This window comes from Arthrobacter sp. 2MCAF14, from assembly GCF_052115645.1.
Lineage (GTDB): Bacteria > Actinomycetota > Actinomycetes > Actinomycetales > Micrococcaceae > Arthrobacter.
Genome location: NZ_JBFRHB010000037.1, coordinates 21,767 through 41,214, shown reverse-complemented (window position 1 = coordinate 41,214; position 19,448 = coordinate 21,767). Strand labels below are relative to the sequence as shown.

21 protein-coding genes and 1 pseudogene are annotated in these 19,448 nt (G+C 64.5%); 10 read left to right on the top strand and 12 right to left on the bottom strand.

The window, feature by feature from the left end; all coding sequences use genetic code 11:
• A pseudogene (locus AB4074_RS20475) lies at positions 1 to 239 on the bottom strand (fuconate dehydratase); the annotation flags it as partial.
• Between the two features lie 144 nt (positions 240 to 383).
• On the opposite strand from AB4074_RS20475, the gene AB4074_RS20470 reads away from it, so the two are divergent.
• The 9 genes from AB4074_RS20470 (at position 384) to AB4074_RS20430 (ending at position 8,061) form a co-directional block, all read left to right on the top strand.
• Positions 384 to 1,295 (top strand): fumarylacetoacetate hydrolase family protein, encoded by a 912-nt coding sequence (locus AB4074_RS20470; protein ID WP_441415035.1) that lies wholly within the window; start codon positions 384 to 386, stop codon positions 1,293 to 1,295.
• Positions 1,292 to 2,041, top strand: a complete 750-nt coding sequence (locus AB4074_RS20465) for an SDR family NAD(P)-dependent oxidoreductase (RefSeq protein WP_441415034.1) — start codon at positions 1,292 to 1,294, stop codon at positions 2,039 to 2,041. The genes AB4074_RS20470 and AB4074_RS20465 overlap by 4 nt, the downstream gene beginning before the upstream one ends.
• A gap of 94 nt (positions 2,042 to 2,135) precedes the next feature.
• Positions 2,136 to 3,452 (top strand): ATP-binding protein, encoded by a 1,317-nt coding sequence (locus tag AB4074_RS20460; protein WP_441415033.1) that lies wholly within the window; start codon positions 2,136 to 2,138, stop codon positions 3,450 to 3,452.
• Between the two features lie 79 nt (positions 3,453 to 3,531).
• Positions 3,532 to 4,191, top strand: coding sequence for a transmembrane-type terpene cyclase (locus AB4074_RS20455; protein WP_441415032.1), 660 nt, complete (start codon positions 3,532 to 3,534; stop codon positions 4,189 to 4,191).
• Between the two features lie 3 nt (positions 4,192 to 4,194).
• The gene (locus tag AB4074_RS20450) at positions 4,195 to 5,442 is read left to right on the top strand and encodes a low temperature requirement protein A (protein WP_441415031.1); all 1,248 of its coding nucleotides are present in this window, start codon (positions 4,195 to 4,197) and stop codon (positions 5,440 to 5,442) included.
• A 214-nt stretch (positions 5,443 to 5,656) separates the two neighbouring features.
• Positions 5,657 to 5,896: a helix-turn-helix transcriptional regulator gene (locus AB4074_RS20445; RefSeq protein ID WP_441415030.1), complete on the top strand. Its 240-nt coding sequence runs from the start codon at positions 5,657 to 5,659 to the stop codon at positions 5,894 to 5,896.
• Positions 5,893 to 7,104 carry a type II toxin-antitoxin system HipA family toxin gene (locus tag AB4074_RS20440; RefSeq protein WP_441415029.1) on the top strand — a complete coding sequence of 404 codons (1,212 nt, stop codon included), beginning with the start codon at positions 5,893 to 5,895 and terminating at the stop codon, positions 7,102 to 7,104. The genes AB4074_RS20445 and AB4074_RS20440 overlap by 4 nt, the downstream gene beginning before the upstream one ends.
• A 172-nt stretch (positions 7,105 to 7,276) precedes the next feature.
• Positions 7,277 to 7,423, top strand: coding sequence for a lmo0937 family membrane protein (locus AB4074_RS20435; protein ID WP_113990647.1), 147 nt, complete (start codon positions 7,277 to 7,279; stop codon positions 7,421 to 7,423).
• Positions 7,424 to 7,599: 176 nt separating this feature from the next.
• On the top strand, positions 7,600 to 8,061 hold the full coding sequence (locus AB4074_RS20430) for a DUF1003 domain-containing protein (protein ID WP_441415028.1): 462 nt from the start codon (positions 7,600 to 7,602) through the stop codon (positions 8,059 to 8,061).
• Positions 8,062 to 8,088: 27 nt separating this feature from the next.
• Here the strand turns inward: AB4074_RS20430 and AB4074_RS20425 are convergent, their stop codons facing one another.
• The 4 genes from AB4074_RS20425 to gluQRS all read right to left on the bottom strand — a co-directional run bounded on the left by AB4074_RS20425 (position 8,089) and on the right by gluQRS (position 11,803).
• Complete coding sequence (locus AB4074_RS20425; RefSeq protein WP_234754429.1) at positions 8,089 to 8,622, bottom strand: phosphohydrolase; 534 nt, start codon at positions 8,620 to 8,622, stop codon at positions 8,089 to 8,091.
• A gap of 9 nt (positions 8,623 to 8,631) precedes the next feature.
• A complete protein-coding gene (locus AB4074_RS20420) occupies positions 8,632 to 9,759 on the bottom strand; it encodes a serine hydrolase domain-containing protein (RefSeq protein WP_441415027.1) in 1,128 nt (375 codons plus the stop codon).
• An 88-nt stretch (positions 9,760 to 9,847) separates the two neighbouring features.
• On the bottom strand, positions 9,848 to 10,894 hold the full coding sequence (locus AB4074_RS20415; protein ID WP_441415026.1) for an NADP-dependent oxidoreductase: 1,047 nt from the start codon (positions 10,892 to 10,894) through the stop codon (positions 9,848 to 9,850).
• Positions 10,895 to 11,803, bottom strand: a complete 909-nt coding sequence (gene gluQRS / locus AB4074_RS20410; protein WP_441415025.1) for a tRNA glutamyl-Q(34) synthetase GluQRS — start codon at positions 11,801 to 11,803, stop codon at positions 10,895 to 10,897. It lies immediately after the preceding gene.
• A gap of 102 nt (positions 11,804 to 11,905) precedes the next feature.
• On the opposite strand from gluQRS, the gene AB4074_RS20405 reads away from it, so the two are divergent.
• Positions 11,906 to 12,130 carry a hypothetical protein gene (locus AB4074_RS20405; protein ID WP_441415024.1) on the top strand — a complete coding sequence of 75 codons (225 nt, stop codon included), beginning with the start codon at positions 11,906 to 11,908 and terminating at the stop codon, positions 12,128 to 12,130.
• 334 nt (positions 12,131 to 12,464) lie between these two features.
• Here the strand turns inward: AB4074_RS20405 and AB4074_RS20400 are convergent, their stop codons facing one another.
• The 7 genes from AB4074_RS20400 to AB4074_RS20370 all read right to left on the bottom strand — a co-directional run bounded on the left by AB4074_RS20400 (position 12,465) and on the right by AB4074_RS20370 (position 19,447).
• Complete coding sequence (locus AB4074_RS20400; RefSeq protein WP_441415023.1) at positions 12,465 to 13,055, bottom strand: TetR/AcrR family transcriptional regulator; 591 nt, start codon at positions 13,053 to 13,055, stop codon at positions 12,465 to 12,467.
• Positions 13,056 to 13,129: 74 nt separating this feature from the next.
• The gene (locus AB4074_RS20395) at positions 13,130 to 14,299 is read right to left on the bottom strand and encodes a pyridoxal phosphate-dependent aminotransferase (RefSeq protein WP_441415022.1); all 1,170 of its coding nucleotides are present in this window, start codon (positions 14,297 to 14,299) and stop codon (positions 13,130 to 13,132) included.
• Positions 14,300 to 14,391: 92 nt separating this feature from the next.
• Positions 14,392 to 15,204, bottom strand: coding sequence for an SDR family oxidoreductase (locus AB4074_RS20390; RefSeq protein ID WP_441415021.1), 813 nt, complete (start codon positions 15,202 to 15,204; stop codon positions 14,392 to 14,394).
• 112 nt (positions 15,205 to 15,316) lie between these two features.
• On the bottom strand, positions 15,317 to 16,354 hold the full coding sequence (locus AB4074_RS20385) for a biotin-dependent carboxyltransferase family protein (RefSeq protein ID WP_441415020.1): 1,038 nt from the start codon (positions 16,352 to 16,354) through the stop codon (positions 15,317 to 15,319).
• Complete coding sequence (locus AB4074_RS20380) at positions 16,341 to 17,147, bottom strand: carboxyltransferase domain-containing protein (RefSeq protein WP_441415019.1); 807 nt, start codon at positions 17,145 to 17,147, stop codon at positions 16,341 to 16,343. Before AB4074_RS20380 ends, AB4074_RS20385 begins: the two co-directional genes overlap by 14 nt.
• A 48-nt stretch (positions 17,148 to 17,195) precedes the next feature.
• Positions 17,196 to 17,999 carry a LamB/YcsF family protein gene (locus AB4074_RS20375; protein ID WP_441415018.1) on the bottom strand — a complete coding sequence of 268 codons (804 nt, stop codon included), beginning with the start codon at positions 17,997 to 17,999 and terminating at the stop codon, positions 17,196 to 17,198.
• Between the two features lie 98 nt (positions 18,000 to 18,097).
• Positions 18,098 to 19,447 (bottom strand): MFS transporter, encoded by a 1,350-nt coding sequence (locus AB4074_RS20370; protein ID WP_441415017.1) that lies wholly within the window; start codon positions 19,445 to 19,447, stop codon positions 18,098 to 18,100.
• Position 19,448 lies beyond the last annotated feature (1 nt).

Here is a 19,448-nt window from a genome sequence, read left to right as displayed (position 1 = left end):
TCGACGTTGCGGCCCAGGACGTGATGGCGGAGGGCTTCGATCGCCACCGCCTCCACCTCGTTCCCGCGCCCGATGGTGAAAACGAAACCGTGACCCTCATGACCGTCACCGGCGTCGGTACGGATCACCAAATATGCCGCCGAATAGTCCGGATCCGGATTCATGGCATCCGATCCGTCCAGTTCCTGGGAGGTGGGAAAGCGGATATCGAAGGTGTCCACCGCGGTGATGACGCTCATAGTGCTCCTTGCTTGGCAGCAGGTAGTTTGCTGGGACGAGCGTAAACATCCGATGTCTGCATTGTCAATGGGTCACATTTCCGTATTATGGAGAGCAACAGCAGACTAGAGCTCGGATGTTAGAGCCAGAGCACGGAGGAATACATGAACATGAAATTCGCCCGGCTGGGCACTGCCGGAAATGAAAAGCCGGTTGTCATCGCCCAAGACGCCAACGGCACCGAAAGATACTTCAGCCTTGACCCGCTGGCGAAGGACATCAATGGAGAGTTCCTCGCCAAGGACGGCCTCGCACGCACCCGGGAAGCCCTTGCGGCCGGGAATCTGCCGGAGATATCGGCCGAGGGACTCCGGATCGGTTCCCCCGTCGCCCGCCCCGGCAACGTGATCTGCATCGGCCTCAACTACACCGCCCACGCGGCCGAATCCGGCGCCACGCCACCGGAATCACCCGTAGTGTTCCTGAAGCCGAGCAACACGGTCAGTGGACCGTTCGACGCCGCGCCCATTCCGCCGTCGTCGGAAAAGTACGACTGGGAGGTGGAACTCGGAATCGTGATCGGCCGCGAAGCGTCATACCTTTCCAGCACGGACGAGGCTGCTGACTGCATCGCGGGCTACGTCGTCGCCAACGACCTCTCCGAACGGGATTACCAACTGCCCGGCGCCGCAGGCCAGTGGACCAAAGGCAAGTCGCTTCCGCAGTCCACTCCCCTCGGACCGTGGCTGGTTCCCGCGGATGAGCTCGACGCCGGACACCTCGCGTTGCGCACGTGGGTCAACGGCGAGATCCGCCAATCGTCGGACACTTCAGACATGATCTTCGATGCCCTTACCGTGGTCCACCACCTCAGCCAGTACATGGTTTTGGAGCCCGGGGACGTCATTCTCACCGGCACTCCGGAAGGGGTGGCACTCTCCGGCCGCTTCCCGTACATCCAACCTGGCGACGTGGTGGAGCTCGAGGTAGAAGGGCTCGGACGCCAGCGGCAAGAGTTCTACCGCGCCCGCTCCGGTTCGCTTGCAGCAGTGGGCCCTGAAAAGGCAACGCGGTGAGCACCGAGTTCGAGGGGCTCGTAGCCCTGGTCACCGGCGGGGCGTCGGGCATCGGCGCGGCCATCGCGGACCGACTCGCCGACGGCGGGGCGCAGGTCGCCGTGCTCGACCTCAACCCCTCCGCGACCCCGCATTTCGGGGTCGAATGCAACGTGGCCGACGACGCCTCGGTGCGCGTCGCCGTCGCCGCCGTCGTCAGGAAGTTCGGCCGGCTCGACGTGGTGGTCAACAACGCGGGGATCGGCGCCCAAGGGGACGTCGCGGCCAACGACGACGACGAATGGCACCGCGTGCTGGACATCAATGTGGTGGGCATCGCCCGCGTCAGCCGTGCGGCCCTGCCGTACCTGCGCGAGTCGCCCGCGGCCGCGATCGTCAACACGTGCTCCATCGCCGCGACCGCCGGGCTGCCGCAAAGGGCCTTGTATTCGGCGTCGAAAGGCGCTGTCTTGTCCCTCACGCTGGCCATGGCGGCCGACCATGTCCGCGAAGGGATCCGCGTCAATTGCGTCAACCCGGGCACGGTGGACACGCCGTGGGTGGGCAGGCTCCTCGAATCCTCCGCCGATCCCGCCGCCGAGCGCGCCGCGCTCAATGCCCGCCAGCCACACGGCCGCCTGGTGGAAGCAGCCGAGGTAGCGGGCGCCGTCGCCTACCTCGCGAGCCCGCTGTCCGGCTCGACGTCGGGCACATCCCTGGCGATCGACGGCGGCATGCAGGGGCTGCGGTTACGGCCGGTGAGGTAGCCGCGTAACGCAACGCCCGCGCAACCCCTCTCCACCACCGATTCGCCTATGCTCAACACCAGGCAATCGATGGCGATCCACCAAGGAGCAGGGCATGAGCAATTGGCGTATCAGGGACTTCCACTCCTCGGACATGGACGGCATACTGCACCTGTGGGAGTCGCTCAAAGCGGACAACGTGGACCCGGTCTATGCGCTCTCCGAGGTCCTGGCCTCGTGCGAGAAGGACCACGCCGTGGTGGCGGTGCAGGGTGAGCAGGTGGTGGGTGCCGCCGTCGGACGTGCGGCCCATGACCAGGGCTGGATCGTTTTCCTGGCCACGCTGCCCGAGTTCCGCGGACGGGGGATCGGCACCTCGCTGCTGGCCGCCGTCGAGAACCGGATGACCCCGCACGGGCTCAACAAGCTCTCGGCCCTCATGCCGGAGTCCGAAACCCGCGTTGAAGCGTTCCTGGGCCGCGGCTTCCTGCTCAAGCAAAACCTGCACTACTTCGAACGGACCATCCCGGTCCAGCGCCAGGAACTCGAGCCGTTGAGCCAGCTCGGCGGCCGCATCCTGGCCCGGGACCTGTGGGAAAACGTCGCCGGCATGCGCCGCGAAAAAGAGCTGCTCGAACGCCGCTTGGTCCTTCCACTGGCCGAGGCCGACCTCGCCGATCAATACGGCGTGGTGCCGCCGCGCGCCGTCGTGCTCTTCGGCCCTCCCGGGACCGGCAAGACGACCTTTGCGAAGGCGATCGCGTCCCGGCTCGAGTGGCCCTTCGTGGAGGTCTTCCCCTCGCGGCTGGCCTCCGATCCCAAGGGCCTTGCCGGCGCCCTGCGCGAGACGTTCCTGGAAATCGCCGAACTGGAGCACGCGGTCGTGTTCATCGACGAAGTGGAGGAGATCGCGTCGCAGCGCTCCGGCGAGCCGCCGTCCCCGCTGCAGGGCGTCACCAACGAACTCCTCAAGATCATCCCGGCCTTCCGCGAACAGCCCGGCCGCCTCCTGGTGTGCGCCACCAACTTCATCCGCGCCCTGGACACCGCCTTCCTGCGCCACGGCCGCTTCGACTACGTCATCCCCATCGGCCTGCCCGACGTCCACGCCCGCGAAGCGATGTGGCAGCGCTTCATCCCGGCCAGCGTGGTGGACTCCGTCGACGTGGCGCTGCTCGTCTCGCGGACAGAAGGCTTCTCCCCCGCCGACATCGAGTACGCGGCACGCAGCGCCTCCCAGCGCGCTTTGGAAAAAGCCGTGTACGACGACGGTGCCGGCACCTCCGCCGGGGGCGCCGCACCGGCGTCGAACGCCCGCAAGGGACCGGTCACCCAGGACTATCTCGACGCCATCGCCGACACCCGCACCACCGTCAGCGACGAAGTCCACCGAGACTTCCTCGAGGACATCGACTCTCTCGCCCGGGTTTAGAGCAACGCGGGGTCACTTACGGCCCATGTTTGGGACCTGGATGGGCGCTAAGTGACCCCGCGTTGGAGAAGGAGGAACCGTGAACCTGTTTCTGACAATCCTGAGCGGCGTCGCCTGGACGACGGTCTACATTTGCGCGATCCGGATCGGGTTTCGCGATAAGACGTACGCGATCCCGGCAGCGGCGCTTGGTCTGAACTTCGCGTGGGAAGTCATCTACTCGGTGCATTCGCTCAGCACGAGACTCTCCGTGCAGGGCGTCATCAACATTGCCTGGGCATTGGCCGACGTCGCGATTGTGTACACGTTCTTCGCGTTCGGCAGGCGGGAGCTTCCCGGGTTTGTCACCCGGCCGCTGTTCATCGGATGGGCGGTCCTGTTGGGCCTGGCATCCTTCGCCGTGCAGTGGCTGTTCATCGCCGAGTTCGACTGGGATCCCGCATCACGGTACGCGGCTTTCCTGCAGAATCTGCTGATGTCAGGCCTGTTTATTGCGATGTTCGCTGCCCGACGCAGCCTGCGGGGCCAATCCCTGGTGATCGCTGTAGCGAAGTGGATCGGAACCCTCGCGCCAACGATCACCTTTGGGGTCCTTGAGAGTTCACTGTTCATTCTGGGCATTGGCGGCCTGTGCAGCGTCTTCGACCTGACGTACGTCGGGCTGCTGTTGTGGGCCAAGAGGAACCCGGGTGCTCTCTCCAAGGATCGGGACTCGGGGGGCCTCCCGGCGGTACCCTGAACCATGTCCATGAATCCATTGCGCCATGCACTTTCGCGCATGGGCGGGCGCGATCCCCAGGAGCTGAATCGCACCGCCACACCCTTGGAACTTTTCTTTGACCTGACTTTTGTCATCGCCTTCGGGGTGGCCGGCAGCCAGTTCGCGCATGAGCTGGCCGAGGCCCATTTCGGCTCCGGTTTGATGGGCTTCACTTTCGCGATGTTCGCCGTGATGTGGGCCTGGATCAATTTTTCGTGGTTTGCCAGCGCCTACGACACTGACGACTGGGTCTTCCGGGTTGTCACCATGGTGCAGATGGTGGGGGTGCTCATCCTTGCCATGGGCATCGAACCGATGTTCCGATCGCTCGACGAGGGCCACCGTGTGGACAACTCCACCATGGTGCTGGGTTACATCATCATGCGGTTGGCGTTGGTTTTTCAGTGGCTGCGCGCCGCGAAGCAGGATCCGGAGCGCCGCAGCGCTTGCCTCACCTACGCGAAGTTCCTGGTGGTGGCGCAGGTTGGCTGGGTGGTGGTGCTGATTGTCCAGGCCGACATCCTGACGAATTTCCTCATGGCTGCCCCGCTCTTCCTGCTGGAAATGGCGACACCGTCCATCGCCGAGCGCAAAGCCAGGACGCCTTGGCACGCGCACCACATCGCGGAACGCTACGGACTCTTGGCCATTATTGCCCTGGGCGAGTGCCTGATCGGCGCCATCGAATCCCTTCGGGCGATCGTGGCCCTTCACGGCTGGTCCGTTGACGCCGCTCTCGTGGGTCTCGGCGGTACCGGGCTGGCCTTTGGAATGTGGTGGATCTACTTCATCCTCCCGTCCGGCCACGCCCTGCATCACCAGCGGCACCGGGCATTCGCCTTCGGATACGGTCACATGTTCATCTTTGGGTCGATCGCCGCTACTGGTGGTGGACTTCATGTGGCCGCGCTCTTCATTGATCATGCCGCACACATCAGCGCCACCGTTGTAGTAGCCACAATCGCCGTCCCGGTGGCCCTGTTCAAGGTAGCCCTGACTTCGCTGTATGGCTACCTGCTGGGCTTCGACCGCGCTCTCCTCGGAGTCACGGCTCTCGTGGTCGTGTTGCTCTGCGGCAGTGTGGGCCTGGCCGCCCTGGATGTCTCAGTTCCTGTCTGCATGATGGTGATTGTGGCGGCGTTGGGTATCTCGATCGTGATCGACGAACGGCGCGGGGCCCAACGCCGGGAAGCGGCACTGGAAAGGCTGAGGGCACACCCGGCCACTTAGGCGAATTCGTGGGTCTGGGCCCCAAATCGCTGTACCGGAACGCAGCGAACGGCCCGCACCCACGATGTCGACGTCGGCACACCGGCACGAACGTACCGTTTCCCGGCGACCAACCCTTGATTCGCCTCCAAAGTAAGCGGAAAATTATGAAACCGGCACGAACGTACCGGACGCGCACAACGTGCATGCCCACAAAAGGCTCGGAAGGATGGACATGTCCCCCAAGGAATTCACCGAGTCCCTCGGCGCCAAGGTCCGCGCCCGCCGCGCCTCCCTCAGCCTCAGCCAGTCCGACCTCGCAGACCTCGCAGGAGTCTCGGAACGGTTCGTCCGCTTCGTTGAGCAGGGGAAGACCACCGTCCAATTGGAACCACTCCTCGCGGTCCTCGGCACACTGGGCCTCGAGCTCTTGGTGCAACCCGCGGGCAGCCAGACTGCAAACAGCCAGCCATGACATTCCACCGCATCGCCGACGTCTACAAGCAGGGCATCCTGGCTGCGCGCATCGAGCGGCATGAAGGCGGCACCAAGTTCAGCTACTTGCCGCGGTACCTCGAATCAGGCGGCCCGGCCGTCGCCACAACGCTCCCGCTGACCCGCGAAGCAGTGTTCACCCCGAGCGGCGCAGTTCCGCCCTACTTCACGGGCCTCCTCCCGGAAGGCCGCCGCCTGAATTCACTGCGCCGGGCGGTCAAAGCCAGCGCCGACGACGAGCTCGCGCTCCTCATGGGCGCGGGCGGGGACGCCGTGGGCGATGTCCAGACGGTTCCCCACGGTGAGCCGCCCACGGAAGGAGGCTCCGCCGTCGTGCTCGATTCGAAACTGCCGCTCGACTTCGATGCGCTGCTCGGCGATTCAGGCCTCATCGATCCAGTGGCATTGGCGGGGGTGCAGGACAAGTTGTCGGCCGGAATGATTTCGCTCCCGGTGGCGCAAGCGGGCAAGCGCTTCATCCTCAAACTCAACGCCCCCGAGTTCCCGTTCGTGGTGGAAAACGAATTCCTCATGTTCCGCTATGCCCGCAAGCTCCGAATCCCGGTGAGCAGCGTCCAGTTAGTGCACGACGTCGGCGGGCGGGCCGGGCTGCTCGTCGAACGTTTCGATCGCCTCACCGGAGCCGACGGCACCCCCGCGCGTCTCGCCGTCGAGGACGGAGCCCAAGTGCTGGGCCTCTACCCCGCGGACAAGTACAGCGTGCCGTTCGGCGAGGTATGCGCAGCTTTGGCGGCGCACTGTTCCGCGCCTCTCCCGGCTTTGCGGAACCTCGCCATCCAGCTGGCTTTCGCCTGGCTCAGCGGCAACGGCGACCTCCACGCCAAGAACGTGTCGATGGTTCAGTCCCAGGCAGGGGTTCAGTCGCCGCAGGGCGAGTACACCATCGCTCCGGTCTACGACATCCCCTCCACGGTGGTCTACGGGGACAAGACGCTCGCGCTGGGCATCGGCGGCAAGAAGAGCGGAATCTCCCGTAAGCACTTCCTTGCCTGGGCCGGGAAGCTCGGGCTCACGGAGCGCGCAGCGGAAGGAGTTTTGGGACTCGCGCTCAAGGCCTCGGGCCCGCTCATCGCAGAGCTCGACGCCGACGCCTCACCTTTCGGGCCGCTGCAGACAAGGGACTGGATCAAGGAGCTCAAGCATCGGCGAAGGTTGATGGGCGGGTAGATTTCTCTGCACCGGACCGTCAAAGCGGCAGTGGAACTATCGCTTATTGTGTACCCGTTAACAGGAACCCCATCCTGACATAAAGTGAGGGCACCAAACGATATCTGCGCAGGCCGCAGACCAGCGGAGCGCGGAATCAGCATTTCCATTCGTACACAAAAGGGAGACCCTCATGTTGCTTTGGATAGCCATCATTATCGCTGTTCTCTGGCTTCTCGGCTTTATCGGCAATATCGGCGGCGGGTTCATTCACCTGCTTTTGGTCATTGCCGTGATCGTCCTGATCTTCCACTTCCTCCGTGGAAGATCCCGCGCGTAAGTACCAGGCGTTCGATCCTAGGTTCGCGCGCATGGCGACGCTAGGCTCGCTCTCAGAGGCGAGATGGGCTCGCCGCGAGCCAAGGGATTGAACGTATGGCACAGCAAGCCGGACACCAATCGACATCCACTGCGGGCACTCTTCCGCATTCACGCTCTTATCTGAGACCTACACGGTTGCTCTCTCAAAGCGAGCGGGAAAAGCTCCATCCATCGGTCCTGGCGGAGGCTGAGCGCCGGGCAGCAAGCATTCAGCTTCGAGTCGCGGATGCGATCACGGCCTTCGCCGGATCGATGAACTTCGTCTACTTGCATGTGTTGCTTTTCGCCGTATGGATGCTCGTGTTCGAGCAGAGCCCGTGGCCCACGTTGACGCTGATCGTCTCGCTCGAAGCCATCTTCCTCTCGACCTTCGTCATGATCGGCCAGAACCGTCAAGCGGTTTTCCAGCAGGTGAAGGCAGACCATGACTACACCGCCCAGGAGCGGCTGCTCGAGGAGAACACCGATCTCACGCGTACGATTCACGAGCTCACCCGCCAGATCCACGAGCGGGTTCTCACTGAAGTCACCGCATCCGCTAGCCGGGAAACGGCGGCCGCTGCCAACCCGGGGCAGGGTGACCCGACGAAACCGTAGACAGGCGAGACCTGCCGCGTCGAACTACTAGTCCGCCAGCCGGTCCATCTCGGACAGCAGATCCGGGTTGATGCGTTGCAGGACCAAGTGGATTTCGCCCCGTGGCACCGCCTTGTAGAGCACTTCCCGGGCGTCCGCGTAGCGCGTGCTGGGTGCCTTGTCCGGCCACTTCTCGGCGAGCGCCCGCACGCGCTCCGGCACGGAGTTGTGAGCGTTGCAGGCGATCTTGACCAGGGTGGCGTCATGGTCCTGTGCGATATGCAGGACGACGGCTTCATCGTTGTCCGAGTCATCCTGGAATCGGCGCGTTACTCGTTCGATGATGCCCACGGCACGCTCCGAAACACCCATGTCAAGCAGCGCCTGCTTGGTAATAGGCGTGTCCTTGGCGATGTCGTGCAGGTAGCCCGCGATCCGGATGTCGTCGTCGAAATCGGCTAGCGCATCCCCTACCGCCAGCACGTGCTCGCGGTACGGCCGCTTCAGCTTGTCCTTCTGGCGGTTGTGCGCCACTTCGGCAAGGACCATGGCTGTTTCAACGGTGAATCTCGGTTCGGTCATGGCTTCATCCTACTGAGCCAGTTCGGTGACTGCCTTCCGCACGGCGGCGCTCAGTTCGAGGTTGCGGCATCCCGCTCCACCCGGCTCGGCCTGTTGGGGCACGTACCCGAAGGCGAGTTCATACACAGGGTCAGCGAACCCCAAAGATGCGCTGGCGCCGTCGTGCCCGAACGCACGGTAGCTGCCGTATGGCGAGCGGGCGTGCGACTTCATGAACACGGTCCCAAAGCAGCTGGTCTCGCCGAACACGCGGTCAATGCCGAAGACCTGCTCGGCCGAGACAGCCTGGATGGTCTCTTCGCTCAGGAGGGGCGCGACGGCGGGACGGTCGCCATCGGCGGCAAGTCCCGTGAGGGCCGCCGCGTAAACGCGGGCCATGCCTTCGGCGCTGGCGACTCCGGCGGCCGAACTCAGGCCGGCTGCGCGGACCTCCCGGATGTTGGGCAGGTCAAGGATGTCCCCCACGGCGGAGTTTGCCGAAATGCCGAAATGGCTCGCAGGATCAATCCACGGCTGGGAAGGGTCCTCGGTCCAACGGAGAGTGGTGTAGCGAGGCTCCTCAGACTCAGGCAGTCCCAGGAAGAAGTGTGCGCCCGTGACCGAGCGAATGCGCTGCTCGTAGATTTCCTGGAGGGTGGACCCGGTGATCCTGCGGCAAAGCTCCTCCATGAAGACGCCGATGGTCAGGGCGTGGTACCCGAAGGCGGCCCCGGGCTTCCAGAGCGGCCGCATCTGCGCGAGTTTGGCGGCGGCCAGCTCGGAGTTGTTGTATTCCGTCAGGGTGAGTCCGCCTTCGACTCCCAGAAGGCCCGCCTGATGGGACAGCAGCTGGGCCACGGTGATCGTGGCCTTTCCTTCGGCCCCGAATTCCGGCCAGTACTTGACCACTTCGGCGTCGAGGTCCAGGAAGCCGTCCTGGACCAGGAGTGCGATGACAAGCCCGGATACTCCCTTGGAGCAGGAGAAAACACCGGTCACGGAATCGGGGCGGCGGTGCGGCCCACCGCTGATGTCCAATACCTTGACGCCGCGGTGGTAGGCCGCGAGCTGGGCTGAATATTCCGGATCCTCGCTGAGGAAACGGCCAAAGAGCTCGGCGACTGATTCGAATCCAGGGGCAATCGTCTGTGCATCCACCCGGACAGCCTAATCCCCGCCGCCCCCTAACCTCGCTACGCTCGGCCAGGGAACCCGGCAGCGTGGGCCCAGCCGCCCCCTAAGCTCGCTACGCTCGGCCAGGGAACCCGGCAGCGTGGGCCCAGCCGCGAGTGTCCATGGTCACCACGATCTTGCCCTTGGCGCGTCCCTGCTCCAGCGCGGCGAAAGCGTCGCCGATCTTTTCGAGCGGATAGCTGCTGTCCACCACGGGTTGCAGCTTCCCTTCGGAAACCAGGCGTGCCAGGAATTTCAAGTCCTCGCCGCTGGGGTGCATGAAAAGGTAGCGGTACCGGACGTTGGCTTCACGGGCGCGGCTCCGGATTCCGAGGCTGATTGCCCAGAACAGCGCGGTCATCCAGGCCGGGGCCGCAAGGTCCTTCAGGGCCGTCTGCGGTTCGGGCATCCCGGCGATGCTGACCACTTTCGAGCCCGGCTTGAGGATCTTGAATGTCTGATCGAGTGTCTCGCCGCCCACGAGGTCCAGCGCGGCGTCGAAGCCACTGAGCACTTCGGCCAGGTTTTCCTTCGTGTAGTCGATGACGGCGTCCGCCCCCAGCCGCCGCACCAACTCTTCTCCACGCGGGGACGCAGTGGTGGTCACCTCCGCGCCAAAGTATTTGGCCAACTGGATGGCGAGGGTTCCCACTCCGCCCGCGCCTCCGGAGATGAACAGCTTGGTCCCGGGCTTGACCTTGAGCTCGTCGCGCAATGCCTGCAATGCGGTGAGGCCCGCCAAGGGAAGGCTCGCGGCCTCGATGTAGCTGAGCGACCGTGGCATGAGCGCCACGAGATCCTCGTGGACGGCGGCGTGCTCGGCAAAGGCTCCCAGCAGGGTCTTGTCCACGCGGGCAAACACCCGGTCTCCCGTGGCAAAGCGGGTGACACCCGGCCCTACGGCTTCCACGATCCCGGCCAGTTCGCTTCCGGCCACCAAGGGCAACCTTGGCCTGGTGATCACCCGGACTGCGCCTTCGCGTTGCTTGTAGTCCACAGGGTTGAGCCCCGCGGCAAACACCCTGACCAGGACCTCGCCCGGACCGGCAATCGGCTTGGGGACGTCCTGCAGCTCCATTGCGTCGGCGCCGCCGTAGCGGGTCAGCACATAGGCGAGCACTTAGGCCCCTTTCCGGAGGGTTGATTGCTGAATGCCATTCCATATCCATGGCCCGTGTGGCAATCGGGCCGGATCAAATCTATCCAAGGCCTCGCCAAGCGGCCCTCCCGGCAAGCCGAGCGATTCCAGGATCACGTCCCGCACCTCCCCGGCAGAGAGCCCGACGGCGGCGAGGTCGCCGAGCGTCACTGCACCGTCGCGCTTGGCCAGGCGGGCGCCGTCGCGATTCAGTACCAAGGGGACATGGGCGTATTTCGGAACGGCTATGCCCAACAAGGAGGCCAAATAGGCCTGGCGGGGTGTGGAGGACAGGAGGTCGTCTCCGCGGACCACTTGGTCCACGCCCTGTTCCGCGTCATCCACCACGACGGCCAAATTGTAGGCAGTGACGCCGTCGTTCCGTCGGAGCACAAAGTCGTCCACGACGCCCGTGTATGACCCGTGCAGACCGTCCTCCACAGTCCATTCATGAGTTTCGGAGCGGAGCCGGATGGCGGCCGGGCGGGAGGCCCGGCGAATCTCAAGCTCCGCCGTCGAGAGGTTCCTGCACGTGCCCGGGTAGGCGCCTTGAGGCGCGTGCGGGGCGGACGGCGCGTCCTGGATTTCGCGTCGCGTGCAGAAGCATTCATACGTCAGCCCGGCGTCGGCGAGCCGCGTGATCGCGTCGTTGTACAGCCCGGAACGGTCCGTCTGGCGAACGACGGCGCCGTCCCACGTCACGCCGACGGCTTCCAAGTCGCGGAGCTGGACTTCCTCAGCACCGGCCCGCGCACGGTCGAGGTCCTCCACGCGCAGCAGGAAGTCGCGGCCCGTGGAACGCGCGAAGAGCCACGCGAGCATGGCCGTGCGCAGATTGCCCACGTGAAGCTCGCCGGAGGGGCTCGGAGCGAAGCGGCCAGCGGAAGTCATGGCACAAGACTATGCGGCGCCGGGCGCGCCTGCAGGATGCAGGGCAGGCCCCGGGACACTGGGAGAATTACGTACCATTAGTTTCCAAAGAGAGGACCCACGTTGAGCTCACCTCGAATGAAGGCGACGGTTTCCTTCTGGAAGGCCGAAGAAGGCTGGGGGGAACTTATTCTTCCCGACGGGAAGAAATGCTTCGGACATTTCTCGGTCATCGAGCAATCAGGCGGATACAGGTCCCTGAGGGCGGGTGATCTGGTGGACGTCGAGTGGACCACCGCCTCCCAAGATGAATACGACTATGTCGCCGTCTTGATTCAGCCTCTCTGAGAGCACAACCCGGGCAGCACAAGAGCCCCTCAGCTACCGCAACGCGTTCGGTGGCTCAGGGGCTCTTATGGTGGTGCCGGCCGCTGTCATGACAGTGCCGGACGGGGTGCGGAAAGACGATGCGTGAACAAGAGTCAATCAGCGGCTGCGTCTTTGCGGGACGTCTTTCCGGGTGGCCGGGTGGTGTACCGGAGGATCCGTAGCCTGTGGGGTCCGGCGGTAGCCCTTCCCTTCGTTGCCACTATTTCAACAGGAACACTACAGCTGGCGCAACGGACTCAACTGTCATTGGTCAATCTGACTAATTCCTGAACAGAAGACGAATAGCGGATGGTCACTTTGCCGAAGTTGGCTCCGCAGCAGCCCAGGCGGCCATCGCACCACGGAACGCAGCACAAAGCTTGGTGGACACTTGGTCCTTGTCCAGGCCGACCGTGTTGAGCAGATCGAAAATTTCCCGGGGGTCGAAGAGGATGTTCCACAGGAACATGGCTTCGTCCCCCAGGGGCGGGAGCCCGAGTTCCTCGCAGGCCTCGCGGAGTGGCCGTTCCAAAGCCTCGGCCTGGATGGTCAGGTAGTAAGCACCGGAGCGAAGACGGGCCAGGTACCCCTCGCCGGAACGGGTGTGGACCATGGAACCGCCGTGCTTGATGACGAGACCCACCCAATGCCGGCTGACACTCTCCAGCAGCTCCACCCCGGAGGTGGTCTGGGCAACGCTGAAATCGCGCAGCTTCTCGCCGACACCAAAGCGGAACGCGGCCAGCACGTCCTCCACGGAGGCGAAATGCCGATACGCCGTCGCGGGAGAGATCTCGGCTTCGCGGGCGATGTCCGTCATGCTCACCGGGCCCTTGGCTTTGGCGAAGAGCTTCCCGGCGGCCCGCACCAGCTGGCGGCGGTTGCGTTGGGTGTCGCTGCGCATGGGCGCCCCCTTCCGTGTCAGATCCCAGCGTATCGCCTGAGCGGCGGGCGTAACGCTGGCCACGTCCGTGGCACTCACCGGAGCTCGGCCAGTCCGGCCGCCAAGCGCTCCACGCCGGCGGTTATGGCCTCGGAGCTGGCTGCGTAGGACAAGCGCAAGTGGAACTCGCCGTTCCGGCCGAACTCGCTGCCGGGACGGACGGCGACACCGTGGTTGCGAAGGTGGGCCACCATCGCGGCCGCCGGCAGCTCGACGTCGTACTTGGGGAAAAGGTAGAACGCACCTTCCGGTGAGCTGACCGTGAGACCTGGAATCTGCTGGAGCCCGTTGGCCATGAGCTCCCGCCGCAACGCATAGGAGGCGTGCATGCGTTCGATGTCCGGTCCACAAGACTTGAGGGCGGTCAACGCCGCGTATTGCACGGCCTGGTTCATGGAGCCGTTGAAAGTGTTGTGGATCCGGGCGGCGGAGGCGATGACGTCGGACGGACCCCAGAGGTAGCCGACGCGCCAGCCGGTCATGGCATAGCTCTTGGAGAAGGTCTGGCAATAGATAGTCCGGCCCGCCAGGGCTTCGATTTCCAGTGCCGAGGTGAAGGGTTCGGGCGTATAGACGAGATCACTGTAGGCCTCGTCGGAAAGAATTAGCGTGTCGGCTCCAGCCACCATGTCGGCGAGGGCATCGAGTTCGCGGCGGGAGTGCACGATGCCGGTCGGGTTGGAGGGGTTGCAGAAGACGAACATCCTGGCGCCTTCAAGCGCGGTGGCCAGTGCCTCGAGGTCCCAGTGCAGGTCATCGGCCAGTGGCACCGGCACGGTGATGCCCCCGGCCATGCTCACGAGGTCCGCGTAGAGGGAATAGGTGGGGTCCGGGATGACCACTTTGTCGCCCGGGTTGACGATGCCAAGGATCGCCGCGGACAGGCCGGCCGTGCCGCCCTGCGTGATGAGCACGTCGCCTGGGCTGGCCACTCCGCCGAGGAGCTGGCCGATACGGGCGGCCAGCTCCTCGCGAAGCACCAGCTCGCCGAGCAACGGCGAGTAGTGGGTGAAGCCGTCCTCGAGGGCACGGGCCGCTGCTGCTCGAACCTGGGCCGGGGTATCGAAGTCCGGCTCGCCCATGGCCAAGGAGACAAGGTCCCCCTTGGATTGGGGCTGCTGCACCCGCAGCGATGTGCGCTGGATGCGCTGCACCGCCTCGGAGGGCTGGAAATCGGCGACGGCGGTGGCTGGCTCGATTGTCATGAGGGTCCTGATCTGGGTGGTTGCTGAGGTTGTTTTGGCGGCGGGCGACTTAGTAGCGGACCGGGAGGACGGCGCGTAGAGTCTGCGGGGTTTCATCGCTTCGGTGCCTGGTCTGCAGGTGATTGCTCGGCGGGGGCTCCGGCCCAGCGGCTGATCTCGATGTCGCCGGAGGTATCCCGCTGGATCGTCGGGGCGATGACCAATTCCTGGACGACGGTGCGCTGGGGCAGCGTGGCCACGAGGTGAATGGCTCGGGCCACGTCCTCGGGCTGCACCATGGCATCGCGCTCCTCTGCGCGGGGTGGCCGGGCGCGGTTGTCCAGGATGGGCGTGGCGGTTTCACCGGGCAGGATCGTCACCGCGCGCAATCCGTCGTTGCGGAAGGTGTTGTGGAGATACGTCATGAAATTCCGGACCGCGGCCTTGGCCGCGCCGTACGCGGCGCCACCCAGGAGGTTCGGGTTCACTGCGGCGAGCGAGGAGACGGTGATGATGGTTCCGGTCTTGCGGGCCAGCATGTCCGGAAGGACTGCCTGGCTGAGCAGGTAGACGGCGTTGAGGTTGACATCCAGGACGTCATTCCATTCCTGCTGGCTGATCCAGCGGACATTGAGGACCTTGCTGGCACTGCCGGCGTTGTTGACAAGAATGTCCACCTGGCCCAGATTCTGGTGGACCCAGTCCAGCAGCGCGTCTACGTCGTCTTTGGAAGTGATGTCCGCGGCCCGGGCAACGGCGCGGCCGCCGTCGGCAACGATTTCCGCCGCAAGTTCCTGCAGCACGTCTTCACGCCGCCCCACCAGCACCACCGCGGCACCCTCGGTTGCCAGCAGGGCCGCCGTCGAGCGTCCCATGCCGGTACCGGCGCCGGTGATGATCGCGAGCTTGCCGTCCAGAAGTCCCATGGTTTCAGTTCCTTGCGTTTTTAGTGTGAATCATTTGAGATGCTCATCACATATGAGAAGAGTTTCTCATTTTAGAAGTTTATGGTCAAGTGTTTTCTTCGGGGACTGCGAGTCACGCTGCGGCGGGACTCGGCGAGGCCGCCACGGAACTTGCGAAGAGAGGGAGCCCGACGGCGGCAAACAAGGCGTGCACGCGCTCTTCCAGATGTGCCAAACCGCGCTGCTGTTCCCGGTATTGCTCCACCGCCTGGTCGTTGCTGATCCAGTGGAAGGTCATCTTCCGGCCAGGGCTGGCCTGGCCAAGCATGGACAGGGAAGCTTTGGCTGCGACCGCCACAATCGGGTAGCCGGCGGTCAGCGTCCTTGAGCGGCCCAGGATGATGAGCTCATCGCCATGCGGGATTTCGAACGCCCCGATCGGCACGCCATGGGACACGATTTCCCCGAGCCCCTCCGGATGCACCACAGGCCCGTCCAAACGCAGGCCCACATGGTTGGATTTGGTGCCGACGGTGTAGCGGCTGGAGCTGAGCAGTTTCCGGATGCCGGGCGTCCGGTTCGTTTCGGGACCGTCGACGACGTCGATAGTCCACACCTCGGGGCTGAAGTCCGGCACGGGAACAGGCAGCCGGAACAGTGGCTGGGTCAGGAACGGGTGCGTGAATCCGCGGTATCGGCTGTGGAGGCTAAGCGTCTGACCGGGAGCGAGCTGTTGCGGGAAGCCCATGCGCGATTCGGGCGCCGCACTGCCCATGAAGCGGGCGGTTTCCAATTCGCCACTGAAGGCCAGATAGTTCCGCATGCCGCCGCTGGCCTTGGAGAGCACAACATGGGCTCCGGCAGGAACACAAAGGGGCTCCCACATGGCAACAGGATCCCCGTTAACCGTGACTTCCGCCGGGACCCCGGTCACAGCGCACATCACGTCGTGCGTGGCGGTGAACGCAAAACGTCCGCCCATGATTTCCAGGCACGCGGCCTTGCGGCTGTTGCCCACCAGGATGTTGGCCGCGGCCGCTGAGTGCTGGTCCGCGGCGCCTCCGCAAGGGACGCCCCTGAACTCGGAATTCTCGCGGCCCAGATCCTGGAAGGTGGACAGCCAGCCCGCTTCACTTACTTTGATGCTGATCGCGCGTTCAGGGAAGGTCACGTTCGCCTCCTTCCGCATCCGAGGCAGCGCCGTTCGAGCCAGCGCCGTCCGAGGCGGCCCGCAGGAACTTACCCTCAAGCCGCACCCATTCGCTCTCCGGCACCACCTCGAAGCGCACCAAGTCGCCCGGTTTGTAGGAGGTGGCGGGATCTTCCCGGATGTCGCAAACGGTGAGCGGAGTCCGGCCGATCACTTTCCAGCCGCTCGGCCCGGGAAACGGCTGGATGATGGCGTTGGTACCGGCCACCATGACCGACCCGGGTTCCACGTTGGTCCGTGGCTCGACGCAGCGGCTGACCTGGCCCGGGAATCGGACGCCGCCCATCATGGGGGCCATGGCCGCGGCCAGCAGGTTGATGGTCAGCACGGAGGACTGGAACTGCTGCAGGACGGCCTCAGGGCTTAGGCCCAACTCCTCGGCAACACCCGGGAGGTCCGGGGAGAATTCCTCGCTCACGACCATCGGGATGACAAATAGTGATTGCGAGGCGCTAGGTGTTCCCGGTGCCAGGCCGTTGCCGGCCACCGCCAAGCGGATGGTCTGGGCCAATTGTTCGTGGGTCACGGCGAGGCAATCGAACTCGACCAACAAGGACTCGACGCCGGCCACGATGTCCAAGACCCCGTACGGCCGCACCTCCAGCAGCACGTCGCGGAGCCGGCTGCCCGCCGCCCGGCGGAAGTCGGCGTCGTCGTTCTTGACCCGGAGCATGAGGGCTGAGTCGCCGAACGGCTCAGCTTCCAGTTCGGGCGGGTGGTGCAGCCGATCCGCGGGTGCTGTGTGCGTGGTCATGAGTCCTGCTCGGTGGTACGGGTGATGGATCCGGGTTGTTGCTCAGCTTCAGACCGTGGCGAGCCGGGCCTTTTCGGCGAGGACTTCCTGGAGTCCCGTGGCTTTGATCCCCGCCTTGTCCAAGGCCGCGCGAAGAGCCGTACCGTTCTGCAGGACTTGCGGGTGGTCGCCATGGAGGAGCACGACGTCGGCATCGTGGCCGAGCGGGACCACCTTGCCAGTGACGGCGCGGACGGTCCCCTCGGTCACCACCTGGACCACGCGGCGGCCGATTTCCTCGGGGTCGTGCAGGAGAGCGCCTTCGCTGTTTCGGGAGACAGGCATGCCGTCTTCGCCGTAGCCGCGGTCCGCAAGGAAGACGTAGCCCACCTGGAGGCCGCGCTTCCGGGATTCATCGACCAGGAGACCGTTCTGGCAGATCACGATATAGGAGGGGTCGTAGGCCTTGATGGCATCCGTGATGGCGCGGGCGTGCTTGGCGTCGGTCTGGGCGATGCTGCCCATGCGGCCATGCGGGGCCACGTGGCTGATCTTGCCGCCGTGGATGCGGGCGAACGCGTCCAGGGCACCGATCTGGTAGAGCACGTCGGTGCGGATTTCTTCTTCGCTGGCTTCGATGAGGCGGCGGCCGAAGCCGACCAGGTCCGGGTATCCGGGGTGTGCGCCGAGTTCGATGCCGCGCTCCACGCAGGCCTTGACAGTGGCGTCCATGACCCGCGGATCGCCGGCATGGAAACCGCAGGCGATGTTGGAAGCGGTGACGAGGCCCAGGAGGGCGTCGTCGTCGCCGATCGTGTAGTTGCCGTAGCTTTCGCCGAGGTCTGCGACGACGGCGACTGAATTAATGGTCAAGGTGACTCCCGCTTCTGTTCGTTACTTAGGGTTCGACGGCGGCGGCTGCCGTTTGGGTGGCTGGCGGCCACCGCCGTCGGGGTTCTGGTGGTCCGTTGCTAGTGCGTCTGCAGGGGCTGGCCCTTGGTTTCCTTCAGGAAATAGACCGAGACGAGCGTGATGACGGCCGTACCGATCGAGGCGTAGGCGGGAACCATGCTGTTGCCGGTGGCCTTGATGAGTTCGGTCATGACCAGCGGGGCGCTGCCGCCGAAGATGATGGTGCTGATGCTGAAGCCGATGCTGTACGCGCTGTAGCGGACGGTGGTGGGGAACATTTCGGTCAGCACGGTGTGGACAACGGCGGCGTGGCCGGAGAACGCGATGGCCATCACGACGGTGGCAACGCAGGCCAGCGGCATGTTGCCGGTGGTGATCATGGCAAACATCGGGTACGAAACCACGGCCATGAGCACGGCGGAGAGAGCCAACACGGGCTTGCGGCCGATGCGGTCCGACAAACGGGCCATCAGCGGGATCGCGATGATAATGGCCACGAGGCTGACGGCAGTCACGAGGAGGGCCTGGAGCATGGTGAAGTTGTGGCCCGAGCCGAGCTGGGTTTTCAAGTACGTGGGCATGTAGGCGAACAGCAGGTAGTAGCCGGGGCCGTTCAGTGCAGGGAGGAAGATGGTCAGGGCGATGGCCTTGAGGTGACGCTTGGAAGTGAAGACTGTGCGCAGCGGGTTGCGTTCCACCTCGTTGCGTTCACGGAGTGCCGCGAAGTGCGGGGTGTCTTCCATTTTGGAGCGGATGTAGAAGCCGACGTAGCCCAGGGGCAGGGCGAAGAGGAACGGGATCCTCCAGGCCCAGGCCTCCATGGTGGAATCCCCTAGAGCGGTGATCAGGCCGGCGGAAATGGCGCTGCCGAAGAGCAGTGCGCAGAACGAACCGACCGCGATGAAGCTCATCGAGTAGTTGCGGTGCTTGTTGTGGGCGTACTCCCCCACGAAGGCCATGGCGCCTGCCACTTCGCCGCCGGCAGAGAACCCCTGAAGGATGCGGAACAGGATCAGCAAGACGGGAGCGGCCCAGAAGATGACCGAGTACGACGGGATGAGGCCGATGCAGGCCGTAGCCCCGGAGATGAGGAGCAGGAGGACGGCGAGGAGGTTCTTGCGCCCCAACCGGTCACCTAGGAAACCACAAATGACGCTACCGAAAGGGCGGGCCAGGAAGCTCACCAGGAAGCCGACGTTGGTCAGGAGCAAGGAGCCGACGTCCTTGGAACCCATGATGTTGATGGCCAGGTACGTCGTCAGCAGGCCGTAGATGCCGTAGTCGTACCATTCCACGAAGGAACCCATGGTGCCGGCAAAGGTTGCCTTGCGCACCATCCTGCCGTCAGCGGTTACGACTTTGATTTGAGCGGTGTTCAGTTCCACTGAGTCCGTCGATTGCTTTGTCATG

What these genes read in the sequence shown, in the direction of transcription:
- AB4074_RS20470 (WP_441415035.1), top strand. Translation starts at nt 384, where the DNA reads ATGAACATGAAATTCGCCCGGCTGGGCACTGCCGGAAATGAAAAGCCG.
- AB4074_RS20460 (WP_441415033.1), top strand. Translation starts at nt 2,136, where the DNA reads ATGAGCAATTGGCGTATCAGGGACTTCCACTCCTCGGACATGGACGGC.
- AB4074_RS20450 (WP_441415031.1), top strand. Translation starts at nt 4,195, where the DNA reads ATGTCCATGAATCCATTGCGCCATGCACTTTCGCGCATGGGCGGGCGC.
- AB4074_RS20445 (WP_441415030.1), top strand. Translation starts at nt 5,657, where the DNA reads ATGTCCCCCAAGGAATTCACCGAGTCCCTCGGCGCCAAGGTCCGCGCC.
- AB4074_RS20440 (WP_441415029.1), top strand. Translation starts at nt 5,893, where the DNA reads ATGACATTCCACCGCATCGCCGACGTCTACAAGCAGGGCATCCTGGCT.
- AB4074_RS20435 (WP_113990647.1), top strand. Translation starts at nt 7,277, where the DNA reads ATGTTGCTTTGGATAGCCATCATTATCGCTGTTCTCTGGCTTCTCGGC.
- AB4074_RS20425 (WP_234754429.1), bottom strand. Translation starts at nt 8,622, where the DNA reads ATGACCGAACCGAGATTCACCGTTGAAACAGCCATGGTCCTTGCCGAA.
- gluQRS (WP_441415025.1), bottom strand. Translation starts at nt 11,803, where the DNA reads ATGACTTCCGCTGGCCGCTTCGCTCCGAGCCCCTCCGGCGAGCTTCAC.
- AB4074_RS20400 (WP_441415023.1), bottom strand. Translation starts at nt 13,055, where the DNA reads ATGCGCAGCGACACCCAACGCAACCGCCGCCAGCTGGTGCGGGCCGCC.
- AB4074_RS20395 (WP_441415022.1), bottom strand. Translation starts at nt 14,299, where the DNA reads ATGACAATCGAGCCAGCCACCGCCGTCGCCGATTTCCAGCCCTCCGAG.
- AB4074_RS20390 (WP_441415021.1), bottom strand. Translation starts at nt 15,204, where the DNA reads ATGGGACTTCTGGACGGCAAGCTCGCGATCATCACCGGCGCCGGTACC.
- AB4074_RS20380 (WP_441415019.1), bottom strand. Translation starts at nt 17,147, where the DNA reads ATGACCACGCACACAGCACCCGCGGATCGGCTGCACCACCCGCCCGAA.
- AB4074_RS20370 (WP_441415017.1), bottom strand. Translation starts at nt 19,447, where the DNA reads ATGACAAAGCAATCGACGGACTCAGTGGAACTGAACACCGCTCAAATC.